Below are 15,116 nucleotides of genomic sequence, written 5' to 3' on the forward strand. Positions count from 1 at the left end.
ATAAATGAAGCATTTTTTAGAATTATACCGGGAGTCAATTGAAAAATTTGTATGATAAATAGTTCTTTCTACTTACTTTTCAAGGTCGATATTCTTAATATCACTCCATGTTTCTTTTTGATAGATTAGAATCTTTATTGATTACTAAAGCTCTATTTTTATTTAAAAAAATGAAGAATATAATACACGCAAATAATAAAGGGAGCATTTCCGCTAGTAGCGATTCGTTAATAACAAACACTCCTGCAATACTATTTAAAAATGCATGTGTCATTATACACATGAAAATACTTCTCGTTTTAAATAAACAATCGCTAATATGAATGAAAAAGCGATCGTACTAATCGTAAATGTAAAAAAGTTTAAAAATTGATATTGGTATGTTCCTTGTATAAAAAGCAATGGTAAATGCCAAACACTCCAAATGATACCTAAGATATGGGTACTAAGAAACGGAGATATTTTCTTTTCTAACTCTGGAAGCAAAAGTCCCCTCCACCCAATTTCCTCAAACCCTCCAATAACGATAAACAAAGGAAATTGCAAGAATAAAAGGGAAAACGGGGCAATTTTATTTCCACCAATAAGAATGTATGGACCCATATGAAAAATGATAACGATACATACAATAAATAAGTACCATCCTATTCTTTTTGATGGATAATATATATTTTTCAAGAAACTTTTATATTGTACATTAGAATCCATTTGTTTATTAACCACTATAGCCCCTATTGCAGGACCTACTACTCCAATCACATATAAAATTAACATGAAGATTGAAGAACCAAAAGGAACATTATTTACTTGAGTATACATTATCATGATTCCCCATGACACATAGGTCAATAAGAATGTCAGAATGAGGTAATTTCTAATCTTTTTCATTCATTTCCCCTTCCTTGTAATTATTTACTTAAACTGTCTTCATATCTATTGTGCTTTTGTAAACGCCCTACTCCCGGCTTTTACACCTATAAAAAGGTGAGCTTTTTTAAAAGGTATCATCAATTTATAGAATATTCAATTTTCACCATTTTCCTCCATGCTATTCTCCATTCAATCATACAACAGCGGGGCAAGTGGATATCTCTTGGTTTGAGCATTTCAACTTTTTTCTTATAATAATATGAATGTCTTAATTTAGTTAAACTAACTTTCAAATGAATCATTCATACTTCATTTTTTGGAACATCAAAATGATATCTAATTAATAACTTGACGAAATTAAATTATTAAACTATACTAACTTACATAAAGTAACTCGATGAGTGAAATTAATTCAATGCTTATACATTTTACACAATAGCATAGATCTATCAACAACTAAGGTGGTGTAAAAATGAGTTTTCTCAACAAACTATTTGGTAAAACAACGAAGGAGGAAGAAATCATGACAGAAAAATTAAACATTGGAATTATTTTAGGTAGTACACGCCAAGGACGTTTAAGTCCTCAAGTCGGTGAATGGGTAAAAGGAATTGCAGATCAACGTGGAGATGCTAATTATGAAATCGTTGATATTGCAGATTTCAAATTACCATTTTTAGGTGAAGCAGATGCACCAGGAATTGCAGCATGGAATGAAAAACTTGCTGAATTAGATGGATTCGTATTCATTGTTCAAGAATATAATCACAGTATTACAGGAGCTTTAAAAAATGCCCTTGATTTAGCTCGTGAAGCATGGAATAACAAAGCAGCAGGGATTGTTAGCTATGGTTCAACTGGTGGTGCTCGTGCAGCTGAACACTTACGTGGTATCCTAGGTGAATTGATGATTGCTGATGTTCGTACTCATCCTACATTGTCATTATTTACAGATTTTGAAAATGGTACTGTATTTAAACCACAAGATCTTCATCTTGACAATATTAATTTAATGCTTGACCAAGTTAATACTTGGAGCCGTGCCTTAAAAACAATTCGCTAATGCAGAAGGATAAAAAATAAAAATCTCCCCGTAAATTTGGCTAATTGTCCATTATTTACGGGGAGTTATTTTTATTCCTACAAGTGGGTATAGTTATACTATTTTCACTAAAAATGAAGCCACCTGATGTGGTTACTTCCCTCCAATTATTTATATCTCATCGTCAATGATTGCTCCCCATTTTACATATTTTATAATTTTTTTAGACTCCTCCTTTACTCTTTTTCTCCCCTCTTCGGTTAGAAACCAATTGTTTTCATGCGTATATTGGTTTTCTGCTTTACATAGAGAATATTCAATCCAGCTAGGCATATAGGTTTTTAAAGTTAGATAGGCTCTTTTCATATGATAGTTGGATGTTACAATAAGCAATCTTTTTATTTTGTGTAATTCAAAATATCGATCTAAAATTAGTAATGAAGCGATAATATTTTCCTTTGTATTTTGTGACTCCGTCTCCACCAAAATATCTGTCTCTGGAATGCCAAGCTCCAAAGCTTTCTTCTTCAATAAAATTGCCTCAGAATCATTACCTACTCCCCAAATCGTCCCACCTGAAAAAAGAATCTTTTTCGCCCGACCCTCTCGATATAATTGGATAGCCTTTGGCAATCGGGACTTGGTAGCCAGACGGCTACCGAATACAAGTATGCAGTCCCCTTTCTCCATATCATCATGAACATGATTGTATAATAAGTCTGCCATTTGCTTATCTGTTAATTGATCTGGATTTAATTCCGATATCTTCATGATCCCACCTCCCAAAATAAAAAGCCTTTTAAAGATTTTCTATGAAAGTGGTCTTACGTAGAGGAAAACTAAAATAATCCCAAAATTTATCATCAGTATAGTATATTCTTCTTTAACTTATTTAAATAAGCTCAGTGCCCTTTTTATGACAAGTATTCTTTAATAAAAAATGAATAAAGTTTATTTACAAAAAGTCTGTTGTATTACAGAATATTTCTTTGTAAAAGCTCAACTAACTGGCTTTTTACACCCAATAAAAGACTCATCTATTCTTATAATGTTTTTCGTAAAATGTTTGAGAAAAGAACCTAAAAAAAACATCTACACAAAATGGTAGATGTTTTTTATTCTAACTACTTTATATTATCATTAATAAAATCCAAAATGTCTTGGTGGGCAGCATGGATCAACTGGGCATCCACAGAATACATGATTCTCACAGCATACATTTACAACTGATTCCGTATGTGGAAAATAATGTTGATGTGTAAAAACATGTTTATTCACATTCGTTGTATGTGAAGGATGAACATGTCTTATTACATGTGGGATAACTGTTGTTCTGACTGCGTTCTGCGGTGGATCTGTTAAACCCGGATCATATTGTGTTGGTAATACTGAAGGTGGGCAATGTTTGATTCCACACCCCTGTAGATGCTGGTGATGATAGTAACTCATTGGACAATACTCCTTCCATCCTCATATTTTTCTATACAGTATAGACTATGTTCATGGAAGACAGTTGTACTAAACGAATACCTATATTTTAACAAAAAAATTGAGAAAAATATCAGGCACCACCTAATGATTTAACTTCTTTTGTCTAAGTAGTACCTGATCATAATATGTTATATGGATATTTTCACACTAGCGTTCATTCCGGGTAGGACTTTTGAAGATGGCTGATTTATTTCAATTTTTACGGCTACTTTTTGAGTTACTTTAGTATAGTTTCCATTAGAGCTTTGTGGCAATACAGAGAATACTGAGTTCGTTGCATAGCCAATTTCACTAACGGTTCCTGCAAACACCGAATCTTTATCTCCATCAACTTCAATATCGACACTTTCACCAATCTCTATATCTTTTAAATCGGTTTCTTTAATATTTGCAATAATATATAAATGATCCATGTCTGCCTCTTCTCCAAGTGATTGACCAGCTTGAACCATTTGATTTTTTCTTGCTTCATTTTTGATTATTTTCCCACTCATCTTTGATGTAACTGGAATTTCCTTTACTCCATCGGATACTTTACCAATTGTTTCATTTTCTTTTACATCTTTTCCTTGATCTGCTTTCCAATTCGTTAATACACCTGTCATTGGTGACACAACCGGAAGCATATCAGCTGATACTACAGCGTCATTTGTCTTTACATAGTTTTCATTTTGAAAATAAAAATAGGCACCAGTTGCTATCAAAACAAAGATAATCAATACCCCTATAATATTAGCTAATATTAAACGTTTACTCATTCAATTTTCTCCTCTCATTTTATATGATTTGGGTTTACTTTTACATTTGAAATCGGACTTTTTTTTTCCTTTTTTACTAGACCAATCCCCTTTCCAGTTGCCATTTTACCAATTGATCCAATGAGCATAATAACAGCCACTCCTAGCATGATGGTAAATAAATGATGGTAGGCTCCTAGAATTGCTGCCTTTTTGGAATTGGCTATTAGTTCATATGATGCTAAGGTTTTTGCCTCACTTGCTGACATTCCTGTCTCTACTAATCGATGAATGGTCTGAGCCATTTCAGATTTCGCTTCCGCTCCAAATTGTCCTAGATTCCCTCTGATATTTTCATATTGGATCGCATTTTGCATGGATATAAACCAACCTACAATTGGTGTAATGATCGCCCCAACAAAGTTACGAATAGAATGCAAGGTAGCAGAACGCATCGGCGCAAAATGTAAATCACCTGCAAATGCTGTTCCTAATGCCCCCCCAACTAATACCATACTTACCCCTGCACCTAAACATGCAATTTGAAAATAAAGGGTAGTCAAAGAAATTTCAGGACTCATCGTTCTCCATTGAAAGCTTACATATATTACAATTAATGACCCAACAATTCCTAACTTACCTGCACCTAAAGCACTATAAAGCAATGTATGAAGAATTGCGGTAACTACTATTCCAATAAAAAACCAAAAATAAAAGTGCAGTAAATAATGAAATGGAAGATCCATATTATGACGGACAAAGCCATTTATCCCTGCAATCGAGAGTACTAGCAATACATGGGAGGCAACCGCCATCACCGTTCCTGAAATAGGCTTTGCCGCTTTTAAAGTTCGAAAGGGAATTAATGGATTTTCCGCTTTTAAATCAATAAAGATAAATAAAACAGCCAAAATGAAGGCTAAAACAAAGAATGGCCACACATATAGTGAAGCAAACCCTTTTTCCATTAAATTACACAAAGGAAAGGCCAATATAATCATCATAAGACAATATAAAAAGACCCCTGTCTTATCCATTGCTTTTTGTTGATCATGTACTTCATCTCTCGGAAGACCAAAGTATCCTACAATTAAGCATAGCAAAGCAGATAGTATATTTAATATAAATAGCCAACGCCATGCATTAACGCTTAGGGATAATGATCCGAAGAGTGCTCCCATTGCAGTTGCACCAAACAATCCGGTAATTACCATAAACAAAAAGGTATTTCGAACTTTATTTGGAAACGATCTTAAGCTGACAGGTAAAATGGTTAAAAACAAAATACCTGCACTAACCCCTTGTATGACTCTCCCTATTATTAGTAGTAATAAATCAGGTGATATTACCCCAATGATCGAGCCAAGTAAAAAGATACATACCATTATTAAGTAATTTCTCTTAAATCCTAATACTCTTGTTAAAACAGGTCCAAATGGAATACCAAGAGCAAAAGCTATATTTGCTAAAATAGACGGAATCATTAATCCTTCTGAATCGAAATGTAGACTATTTTGAACAATTTCCTGATTCATTGAATAAGATAAATTTATAAAATACTGGGGTCCTATAGCAAAAATAGTCAAAAAGGATATAATTATATATTGTGGAATTCCCATGAATCCCTTTGGGGTCTCTTGATTCATCTATCTTCCTCCTTTCATTTGACTTCAAAGTATGAATCATATGAATGAACAACATCATTAAATTGCTCTTTAAAACACAAAAAGAATCTCCACAAAGGGAAATTCCTTTAAACTCAATAAGTTTCATAATACAATATGTATTATACAACTTATATAAAAAAGGTCAATAGAATTTTTTTACATGCATTCCTTTACCCCAAATAAGAGGGATGATAGACTATATCCCTCTACAGATTACTTTCTCCACTTTTTAAAATCTTGATTAAGACGCGTTAGACTATCTTTTAACTGGATTAATTCATCTGGTGACCATTCATTTAGCATTTCAGTATAAGCAGAAGAGCGTGCATCTTGTACTTTTTTAAGAATATTCGTTCCCTTCTCCGTTAACTCGATAAGACTAATTCTTCCATTGATTGGGTCAGGAAAGCGCTTAATATACCCTTTCTTCTCCAAGACAGCAATTTGTCTACTCGCAGTAGAAAGATTAAGCAATAATTGTTCTGCTAATGCATTTATTGCAATGGGACTAGATTTTTGAAGTTGACTTAATAATAGATACTCTGCCCTGTCTAGACTACCAAGCCGGGGACTATGGGCTGTTGTCAATCGAACAAGTAAAGCAATTTCATATTCAATCAACTGGACAGTTTTGTCATTCATCCTTCTTTCCCCTTCCTCATACGTACATACAACCGTTAAATTTAGTATAGCATACTAAAAGCTATGAATGCTTTCGTATAGGTTTATTGCTTTTGTAAAAGTCATAATACAATTTAAAATCTACTATAGGATTCAATTCTTCTACGGAGTTTGTGGAATGAAGGGTTCTGACTTTACCTAAGTGAGATAAGAGCCAAAGTTATTGTTGATAATGGCATAGAAAAAGGGTTGCCAAATGACAACCCTTCCTATTATTTATATTCAGCTTGATATTGCTTTAATTCTTTCTCAGAGCAATAAACAAAATGTCCAGGTACTACTTCACGCATTTTCACTTCTTCACCTTGTTCATATTGATGAACAGACGGATCGTAAGTTTTTCTAACACGTGTACGTTCATAATCTGGATCTGGAAGTGGAATAGCTGAAAGCAGCGATTGTGTGTAAGGATGTAGTGGATGATTATATAAATCATCTGCAGGTGCTAATTCCACTAATTTACCAAAATACATTACCCCAATACGATCACTTATATATTTAACCATAGATAAATCATGGGCAATAAATAAATAGGTCAATCCTTTTTCCTTTTGAAGCTTTTTCATTAAATTTACCACTTGTGCTTGGATTGAAACATCCAATGCTGAAATTGGTTCATCGGCAATGATAAACTCTGGATTTACTGCAAGTGCACGAGCTATTCCGATACGCTGTCTTTGCCCACCTGAAAATTCATGTGGATAACGATTCGCATGCTCACGATTTAAGCCAACTGTTTCAAGGAGTTGTTCTACCATTTCCATTCTTTCTTGTGGCGATTTCGCTAAACCGTGAATATCAATGCCTTCAGCGATTATATCAGCAACTTTTGATCGTGGATTCAGTGAGGCATAAGGATCCTGGAAGATCATCTGCATTTTTTGGTGGAATTTTTTTAATTCCTTTTTGGACTTTTTCGCATGTACATTTTCTCCATTAAAAAGGACTTTTCCATCAGTTGCATTGTATAACCGAATGATCGTACGTCCTGTTGTTGACTTTCCACAACCTGATTCGCCAACTAGACCTAATGTTTCACCTTTATATATATCAAAGGAAATATCATCAATCGCACGTACTTCATTTGATGTTCCTTTATTGAAGTATTGCTTTAAGTTTTTAATTTCTAATAATTTTTCTGCCATGGTTAGTTTGCCTCCTTATTCGGAGTAGCATTGTTCTTAGCATTAAATTTATGCATTCTCTTCTTCACTGCCTCTGGTGGTTCTACTTTCGGTGCATCTGGATGAAGCAGCCATGTTGCCGCATAATGTGTATCGGAAATTTTGAACATTGGTGGTTCTTTTTCATAATCTATTTTCAACGCATAAGGGTTACGTGGAGCAAATGCATCCCCCTTAGGCGGGTTTAACAAGTCCGGTGGTGTTCCTGGAATTGCATATAATTCTTCCTCTGTGGCATCAAGGCTTGGCATAGAACTAATCAGTCCCCATGTGTATGGGTGCTTTGGATTATAGAAAATTTCATCAACTGTTCCAACTTCAACAATTTTCCCGCCATACATAACCGCCACACGGTCAGCTACGTTAGCAACAACACCTAAATCATGTGTAATAAAAATAATAGACGTATCAACTTTCTTTTGTAATTCTTTCATTAAATCTAATATTTGACCTTGGATCGTTACGTCCAAAGCAGTTGTTGGTTCATCGGCAATAAGCACTTTCGGATTACAAGCTAATGCAATGGCAATAACAACACGCTGTCTCATCCCACCAGAGAATTGATGTGGATATTGTTTCATACGAGATTCAGGCTTCGGAATCCCTACTAGCTTTAATAAGTTAATAGCACGATTTCTCGCTTCCTCTTTCCCTAACTTTTGGTGCTTTAAAAGTGGTTCCATAATTTGCTTACCAATCGTCATTGTTGGGTTTAAGGATGTCATTGGATCCTGGAAGATCATTGAAATATCTTTACCACGGATTTTTTGCATTTCCTTTTCAGAAGCTTTCGCTATGTCTGTTCCATTAAATAGAATTTGCCCGTTCTTAATTTCAGAATTTCCTGGGGGTAGCAACCTCATAATTGATTTAGTGGTAACTGATTTTCCGGAACCAGATTCTCCAACAATTGCAAGTGTTTCTCCCTCAAATAATTCAAAGTTTACACCGCGGATCGCTTTTACCTCTCCAGCGAATGTATGAAACGAAATATTCAAATCTTTCACTTCTAGCATTTTCTTCATCTTTTTCACCTCACTTTTAATCTCTCATTTTCGGATCAAATGCATCACGAAGTCCGTCACCAATTAAATTACATGCAACTAAAATAATACAAATAACTAAACAAGGAATAATCATTAAATGAGGTAAGAATTGGAATGTTTTATATCCATCTTCAATTAATGTTCCTAACGATGCATCTGGTGCTTGTAAACCAATACCGATAAAACTTAAAAATGCTTCAAAAAAGATCGCACTTGGGATTGTAAACATTGTATTGATAATAATAACACCTGATAAATTTGGTAATAAATGTTTTAATAAGATCCTGCCATTAGAAGCTCCTAATGTTCTTGAAGCCATGACATATTCTTGACCTTTTAGTTTTAGTACTTGTCCACGTACAACACGTGCCATTCCTATCCATCCGGTGATAACCATCGCAATTGTAATTGATAATATCCCAGGTTTCATGATTAATAGCATGAGAATAACAACAATTAAATTCGGTACACCAGAGATGACCTCTAATATACGTTGCATCACATTGTCAACCTGTCCGCCTTTAAAACCAGAAATTAATCCATAGGTTACACCAATGACCATATCAATGATCGCTGCTAGAAAAGCGATATATAATGAAACCCTCGTCCCTAGCCATACTCTAGAAAAGAGATCACGGCCAAGTCCATCTGTTCCAAACCAATAATAATCTTTTATATGCTGTTCTTTATAAACATTCGTTTCAACGCCACCAATTTTTTGACTTCCATCAAAAATACCCATATTTTCTAAAACAGGGATTCTTGGAGGAAGATTGGCCCGTGAAAGATCCTGTGCATTTGGATTAAAAGGAGAAAGATGTGGACCAATAATCGCCATAAGAATAATTAGTACTAATAATACTAGACTAATAATTGCCCCTTTATTCTTTCTAACCCTTAGCCATGCATCCTTAGCAAAGGAAAGTTGCGGTTTCGCTATTACTTCACTTTCTCCATGGTTCATTGGAGCGGGTTCGAGCAATTCTTTTGGTATTTTTTCTAACATTTCAGCCATTATTTTTTCCCTCCCGCTACACGAATTCTTGGATCTATGATTCCATAAAGAATATCAACAATTAAGATAATTACCGTTAATAAGAATGCAAAGAAAATTGTTGTTCCCATGATGATAGGGTAATCATTTGTTTGTATCGATTTAACAAATTGCTCCCCAATCCCTGGAATGGCAAAGATTTGTTCTACTACCATGGAACCTGTCATTAAACCAACTGCCATAGGTCCTAATACAGTAATTAATGGAATCAATGCATTACGGACAGCATGTTTAAATGAAATTTCCATTCTTGAATTTCCTTTTGCTTTTGCTAGAGTAATATAATCTGAGCTTAGTACTTCAATTAGCTCTGTCCTCATGAAACGAGCTGCTGTTGCAATTGGGAAAATAGCCAGTGCGATGGTAGGCATGATTGATGAAGCAAAACTATCCCACGAGGCAACTGGAAGCCATTGTAATTTTACACCTATAATATATTGTAAAAGAGCAGCAAAAACGAAAGAAGGAATCGATTTACCTAATACTGCTAAAAATGTACTTCCATAATCGATCCACGTATTTTGAAACATCGCAGCTAAAACACCTAATAATATCCCTACTAATGTTCCTATAAACATGGCTTGGAAACCTAATTGAAGTGATGGTCCCATTCGGTTGATTAATAGTTTTGTAACCGGTTGATTATCAAATTGGAATGATACCCCTAAATCACCTTTCGCAATATTCAACATATAACGCCCATATTGCACAGGAATTGGGTCATTCAATCCGTATTTTTCTTGTAAGATGATTTTTTGTTCATCCGATAGCTTCTCTTCCGCTCGAAACGGCGTACCAGGCAATAATTTCATCAAGAAAAACGTAAATGATGAAATGATGAACAACGTAATGATCATATAAATGATACGTTTCGAAATATATTTCGCCATTCAATTCGCCTCCTAATCACGAATTATTTAAAATTTTCAACCAGAACGATTAAAAGGAGAAAGAGAGTATTCTTAATTAAAAATACTCTCTTTTCTTTGGTCCCATTAATTCAATTGAAAATCGACTTATTTTTCAATATAAGTATTTTTCATTGTATAGTCAGGGCCAAATAAATGCTCTTCAAAGTTTTTCACATAAGGCTGTGTTAGTGTTAAGTGACCTCTTTGATAGATTGGTGCAATTGCAGCGTCATCCTGAATTAAAATCTTTTCAGCTTCTAACAATACTTCCCAACGCTTCTCAGGATCATTTGCATATTTTACTTTTGCATCATTGATTAACTGATCATATTTCTTATTAGAGTAACCAGCTTTGTTATTACCACCATTTGTTACAAATAAATCAAGATATGTCATTGCATCTAAATAGTCTGCACCCCAACCAGCCATTTGGATATCATAATCTTGCTGATCTTGTTTTTGAAGGCGGATTTTGAATGGTACATTTGTTAATTTAAGCTTTAAGCCTGGTAAATTCTTTTGTAATTGATCTTGGAAGAATTCACTTGTTTTCTTCGCATTTTCAGTATCATCACTTAATAATTCAAGTTCTAAGCTTTTTACACCTAATTCTTTTAAGCCTTTTTCCCAATATTCTTTTGCTTGTTTCGGATCATAAGTTGATAGATCTCCACTTTCATCACGGAAGTCCTTTTCACCACTTGGATCTTTTGCTACACCTTTAGGAACTAATCCATTACTTGGGAATGATCCATTTGAAAGTACTGTTTCTGTATAGGCTTTTTTATCAAAAGCCATAGCTAAACCTTTACGAATATTTACATTTGCTAAAGGTGTTTCCTTGCCATTACGTAATTGGTTGAATTTTAAGTACCAAGAGCTTGATTCAACCATTTTTACTGCATCTTTATTGTTTGCATATTGTTTTGCATATTCTGCGCTTAATGCACCTGTACGATCTACTTTACCAGTGTTATATAAGTTAACCGCAGTGTTTGGAGTTTTTGAAACTTGAACATTAATTTCTTTTAATTTCACAGCGTCTTTATCATAATATTTATCATTTTTTTCATATTTCCAAGTTAATCCTGTTCCATCCCATTTTGCTAATTTGAATGGACCATTTGCTAACATATTGTCGCTGTTAGTACCAAATTTGTCGCCTTTTTCTTTAACGAATTTTTCATTTAAAGGAACGAATGTGCCGAAAGCTAATAAAGAATCTAAATATGGAACTGGTTGTTCTAATGTTACTTCTAATGTGTTATCATCAATTGCTTTTACGCCTAAATCTTCAGGTTTTGCTTTACCTTCCATAATTGCGCTTGCATTTTTAACAACATCTGCAAACATGTATGCATATTGTGCACCTGTATTAGGATCTACAGCTCTTCTCCAAGAGAATACGAAATCATTTGCTGTAACTGGTTCACCATTTGCCCATTTTGCATCTTTACGTAATTTAAATGTATAAACTGTACCATCTTTACTTACTTCTGGTTTCCCATCAGCAATTGCAGGAACAGGTAAATCTTTATCATTTAATGTATAAAGACCTTCCATTGTTTGTCCAATTACAATAAAACTAGCAGAGTCCGTTGCTAATGTCGGGTCTCCTGTTGGAATTTCTGTTGGTTCAATCATATTAAGTACTTGCTCAGCAGATGAGCTGCCTTTACTTGCACTTTCTTTTTTATCGCCTGTACCACAAGCAGATAATACTAGAGCAAGTACTAGAGTAAGTACAGTAAATAGATAAAATTTTGACTTTTTCATTTACTTTCCACCTTTTCCCCATTTTTTTTAAAAAGATTTTAAAAAAGATTCTAAAAAGCTTTTCTATTAACATTATAATAATTTTCTTTTTATTTGTACATTATTTTAACAAAACATTTTTAACTTTTTTATGTTATATTTTTAGGGAAATTTACATATTTTTTCTATTTTATGCTCAATATATGCTTTTTACATGCTATTTTAGCATAGTTACATTTCTGACAATATAATATATTTAGATAATTTAATATTTATAGAATAATGTCTTTAGTCCTAATATTTAAGTTTCTGTTTATCAGTTTATTTTAAATTAAAACTACATTATAATTTTTTAATACTTAATTTTTGGGAATAAATTAAGGAGTAGATGTTCATTTTACAAATTAACTGAAAAACATCTATGTTAAAATGCTCTTTTCTTAAACAATGTTGCTATTTAGATCATCTTTTAACCAATAAATATAGGTTAAAAAGCGACATGTCCCTCACTCCACTGTGAAAAGAGCGGCAAACTATATAAGAACGCTCAACCTTTATTAAGTGTAAAAGCCGGCAGTAGGGCTTTTACAAAAGTAACAAACTATACGAAAACTGCCTTGTTATAAATTTGTATGGACTAGAAAGAGGTGATGACATGTTTAGGAAATATTCCATTTGGGTAATTGCAACACAACTATTAATTTTTATACTTTCTCTTATTACATACCATTCCATTAATCTTCTGACATATATTAATGTTTCCTTTATTGTAGGCTTTCTTTACCTATTATTATCATTAACTGTTTTCGTCGTTAATAAAGGTTTCTTTGATGTTGTCTTTGCAAGTTTTCAGCATGTTTTTAGTCGGATGACCGATAAAGATCGAAGACCTTTATCAAAATTAATTACTTTCAGGTATAACTATTTGTTTGTCACTGGAAGCATTACACTCATCATTATGCTTTGTGCTTTAGTTATATATTATAAATAAGGCTCTCTTTTCTGTTTAAATGAAGACAAGTCTTTTCATTTTCACTTCAATGAGCTACAAACTTCATAAGAACGCTAAAACCTTAATCAGGTGTAAAGACGCCAGCAATAGGACTTAGCAAAAGACGATTCCTGCTTTAACCTACTTATTTGGAATGAAGAAAGCGACTGGATAGAATGTCCAATCGCTTTTTTTGCTTTCTACGATTTATAATATAATGTAATGATCCATATTTGCTAATATAATATAGATATATTAATACAAAGACTCATCAATTAAGAAGGACATGAATATATCCGAAAGGAAGCTCAACATTGTTAGAAACATTATTATTAAACTTTTTATTTCTATTAATTCCAGTATTAATCTTTCTTATTTTTTTTGAACATAGGCCACATTCTAATAATAAGTTCGTACTTGTTTTGCTTTCGGCAGTGACGATGATTCTTTGCATAACAATGCCTATCAAAATAAAACTAGGATTTATTATTGACCTTCGGTATATCCCATTTATCATCGTGGCCCTATATGGTGGATATAAAGCTGTTTGGCCACTTTATATATTATTAAATCTCTATCGCTTTTATGTTGGAGGAGAGGGAACATTCCATTCCTTTCTATTTTCAACCATCATTTTTACCTTAATCCCGTTGTTTAATCGTAAGTTTATTAAGCTATCTTCAAAAAAACGGGTATTATTTGCAGGTTTTGTTTGCTCACTTATAGCTTGTATTTACTTAACCTCATTAAGTACTTTCTTTAACAGCTTAAATAGTGAATTCTGGTATGTAGCCCTGCTCACATTTATGACAAATGTGGGAGCGATTCTTATTATTATGATCTTAATTGAACAAATTATCGCCAATATTAAAAATCGCGAGCAGTTTGTCCATTCGGAACGATTAAATGTTGTAAGTGAATTATCTGCTAGCGTTTCCCATGAAATAAGAAATCCGCTTACGGTGACTAGTGGGTTTTTACAATTATTAAAACAGTCAACCACCATCTCAAATGAAGATAAAAGATATATAGATCTCTCTTTACAAGAATTGCATCGAGCCGAAAAAATTGTGAGTGATTATCTTTCGTTCGCGAAACCTCAATCTGAAAATATGGTTTATTCCAATCTCTTCACAGAAACTGAGTATACAAAAGATTTGATTATTCCCTTTGCTACCATGCATCAAGTAGAGGTTCAATTTCATTTTACAAATACTTTATTTACCCGATATGATCGGAATCAAATTCAACAGTGTTTAATTAATTTATATAAAAACGGAATTGAAGCAATGAAAGAGACAGGCGGAGGAACGTTAACGATCGACATCTCAGAAAAAAAACAAAAGATCCTGATCAAAATTCAAGATACCGGAATCGGAATGACAAGAGATCAAATCTCCCACCTAGGTCAACCCTATTACTCAACAAAAGAAAAAGGCACCGGCCTCGGCATGCTCATGGTATACAGCACCATTAATAAACTAAAAGGAAGCATTGATATTGAAAGTCGAAAAGGTAAAGGCACAACATTTCTTATAACCATTCCTGTTCTGGAAGCATAGGGACGGTTCTCCTGCTTCAAAAAAGTAAGGAACCATCCCTTTATTTTTAGGTATTCACCCATTTTAATAAAAGTAAGCTCCTTTCCTAGGTTAATAGCATAGCATGTAATTGGTTATAAGTTTAC

Annotated in this window: 14 protein-coding genes; 3 read left to right on the forward strand and 11 right to left on the reverse strand. The window is 33.6% G+C overall.

Translation table 11 applies throughout. The features are described from left to right. Positions 1-273: 273 nt before the first annotated feature. Positions 274-888, reverse strand: coding sequence for a CPBP family intramembrane glutamic endopeptidase (locus MHI39_RS22090; protein WP_342540250.1), 615 nt, complete (start codon positions 886-888; stop codon positions 274-276). A gap of 454 nt (positions 889-1,342) precedes the next feature. Here MHI39_RS22090 and MHI39_RS22095 point away from each other — a divergent pair, with 454 nt between their 5' ends. Then, complete coding sequence (locus tag MHI39_RS22095; protein ID WP_058006382.1) at positions 1,343-1,933, forward strand: NADPH-dependent FMN reductase; 591 nt, start codon at positions 1,343-1,345, stop codon at positions 1,931-1,933. A 150-nt stretch (positions 1,934-2,083) separates the two neighbouring features. Here MHI39_RS22095 and MHI39_RS22100 read toward each other — a convergent pair whose 3' ends face one another. The 10 genes from MHI39_RS22100 to MHI39_RS22145 all read right to left on the reverse strand — a co-directional run bounded on the left by MHI39_RS22100 (position 2,084) and on the right by MHI39_RS22145 (position 12,459). Next, the gene (locus MHI39_RS22100) at positions 2,084-2,683 is read right to left on the reverse strand and encodes a YdcF family protein (RefSeq protein WP_180211488.1); all 600 of its coding nucleotides are present in this window, start codon (positions 2,681-2,683) and stop codon (positions 2,084-2,086) included. 369 nt (positions 2,684-3,052) lie between these two features. Continuing rightward, a complete protein-coding gene (locus MHI39_RS22105; RefSeq protein WP_058006380.1) occupies positions 3,053-3,361 on the reverse strand; it encodes a CotD family spore coat protein in 309 nt (102 codons plus the stop codon). A gap of 170 nt (positions 3,362-3,531) precedes the next feature. Next, complete coding sequence (locus tag MHI39_RS22110) at positions 3,532-4,161, reverse strand: efflux RND transporter periplasmic adaptor subunit (protein ID WP_071977668.1); 630 nt, start codon at positions 4,159-4,161, stop codon at positions 3,532-3,534. Positions 4,162-4,175: 14 nt separating this feature from the next. Further along, positions 4,176-5,786, reverse strand: a complete 1,611-nt coding sequence (locus MHI39_RS22115) for an MFS transporter (RefSeq protein WP_342540251.1) — start codon at positions 5,784-5,786, stop codon at positions 4,176-4,178. A 234-nt stretch (positions 5,787-6,020) separates the two neighbouring features. After that, the gene (locus MHI39_RS22120; RefSeq protein ID WP_342540252.1) at positions 6,021-6,449 is read right to left on the reverse strand and encodes a MarR family transcriptional regulator; all 429 of its coding nucleotides are present in this window, start codon (positions 6,447-6,449) and stop codon (positions 6,021-6,023) included. Between the two features lie 251 nt (positions 6,450-6,700). Then, complete coding sequence (locus MHI39_RS22125) at positions 6,701-7,633, reverse strand: ABC transporter ATP-binding protein (protein WP_212943979.1); 933 nt, start codon at positions 7,631-7,633, stop codon at positions 6,701-6,703. Positions 7,634-7,635: 2 nt separating this feature from the next. Then, entirely contained in the window at positions 7,636-8,697 is a 1,062-nt protein-coding gene (locus MHI39_RS22130) for an ABC transporter ATP-binding protein (RefSeq protein ID WP_058006375.1), read from the reverse strand. A 16-nt stretch (positions 8,698-8,713) separates the two neighbouring features. Further along, the gene (opp3C, locus tag MHI39_RS22135) at positions 8,714-9,733 is read right to left on the reverse strand and encodes an oligopeptide ABC transporter permease (RefSeq protein ID WP_216385094.1); all 1,020 of its coding nucleotides are present in this window, start codon (positions 9,731-9,733) and stop codon (positions 8,714-8,716) included. Further along, positions 9,733-10,662: an oligopeptide ABC transporter permease gene (gene opp3b / locus MHI39_RS22140; protein ID WP_058006373.1), complete on the reverse strand. Its 930-nt coding sequence runs from the start codon at positions 10,660-10,662 to the stop codon at positions 9,733-9,735. The genes opp3C and opp3b overlap by 1 nt, the downstream gene beginning before the upstream one ends. A 126-nt stretch (positions 10,663-10,788) precedes the next feature. Continuing rightward, positions 10,789-12,459, reverse strand: coding sequence for a peptide ABC transporter substrate-binding protein (locus MHI39_RS22145; RefSeq protein WP_342540253.1), 1,671 nt, complete (start codon positions 12,457-12,459; stop codon positions 10,789-10,791). 634 nt (positions 12,460-13,093) lie between these two features. Here MHI39_RS22145 and MHI39_RS22150 point away from each other — a divergent pair. Both MHI39_RS22150 and MHI39_RS22155 read left to right on the forward strand, forming a co-directional pair. After that, positions 13,094-13,429 carry a DUF3899 domain-containing protein gene (locus tag MHI39_RS22150; RefSeq protein ID WP_342540254.1) on the forward strand — a complete coding sequence of 112 codons (336 nt, stop codon included), beginning with the start codon at positions 13,094-13,096 and terminating at the stop codon, positions 13,427-13,429. 314 nt (positions 13,430-13,743) lie between these two features. Beyond that, positions 13,744-14,991 carry an ATP-binding protein gene (locus MHI39_RS22155; RefSeq protein WP_342540255.1) on the forward strand — a complete coding sequence of 416 codons (1,248 nt, stop codon included), beginning with the start codon at positions 13,744-13,746 and terminating at the stop codon, positions 14,989-14,991. The last annotated feature ends 125 nt before the right edge of the window (positions 14,992-15,116 follow it).

This window comes from Heyndrickxia sp. FSL K6-6286, from assembly GCF_038630395.1.
GTDB classification, from domain to species: Bacteria; Bacillota; Bacilli; order Bacillales; family Bacillaceae_C; genus Heyndrickxia; species Heyndrickxia oleronia.

Bases quoted from the DNA above. Each gene is read 5' to 3' on its own strand.
- MHI39_RS22090 (WP_342540250.1), bottom strand. From the start codon at position 888: ATGAAAAAGATTAGAAATTACCTCATTCTGACATTCTTATTGACCTAT.
- MHI39_RS22095 (WP_058006382.1), top strand. From the start codon at position 1,343: ATGAGTTTTCTCAACAAACTATTTGGTAAAACAACGAAGGAGGAAGAA.
- MHI39_RS22100 (WP_180211488.1), bottom strand. From the start codon at position 2,683: ATGAAGATATCGGAATTAAATCCAGATCAATTAACAGATAAGCAAATG.
- MHI39_RS22105 (WP_058006380.1), bottom strand. From the start codon at position 3,361: ATGAGTTACTATCATCACCAGCATCTACAGGGGTGTGGAATCAAACAT.
- MHI39_RS22110 (WP_071977668.1), bottom strand. From the start codon at position 4,161: ATGAGTAAACGTTTAATATTAGCTAATATTATAGGGGTATTGATTATC.
- MHI39_RS22115 (WP_342540251.1), bottom strand. From the start codon at position 5,786: ATGAATCAAGAGACCCCAAAGGGATTCATGGGAATTCCACAATATATA.
- MHI39_RS22120 (WP_342540252.1), bottom strand. From the start codon at position 6,449: ATGAATGACAAAACTGTCCAGTTGATTGAATATGAAATTGCTTTACTT.
- MHI39_RS22125 (WP_212943979.1), bottom strand. From the start codon at position 7,633: ATGGCAGAAAAATTATTAGAAATTAAAAACTTAAAGCAATACTTCAAT.
- MHI39_RS22130 (WP_058006375.1), bottom strand. From the start codon at position 8,697: ATGAAGAAAATGCTAGAAGTGAAAGATTTGAATATTTCGTTTCATACA.
- opp3C (WP_216385094.1), bottom strand. From the start codon at position 9,733: ATGGCTGAAATGTTAGAAAAAATACCAAAAGAATTGCTCGAACCCGCT.
- opp3b (WP_058006373.1), bottom strand. From the start codon at position 10,662: ATGGCGAAATATATTTCGAAACGTATCATTTATATGATCATTACGTTG.
- MHI39_RS22145 (WP_342540253.1), bottom strand. From the start codon at position 12,459: ATGAAAAAGTCAAAATTTTATCTATTTACTGTACTTACTCTAGTACTT.
- MHI39_RS22150 (WP_342540254.1), top strand. From the start codon at position 13,094: ATGTTTAGGAAATATTCCATTTGGGTAATTGCAACACAACTATTAATT.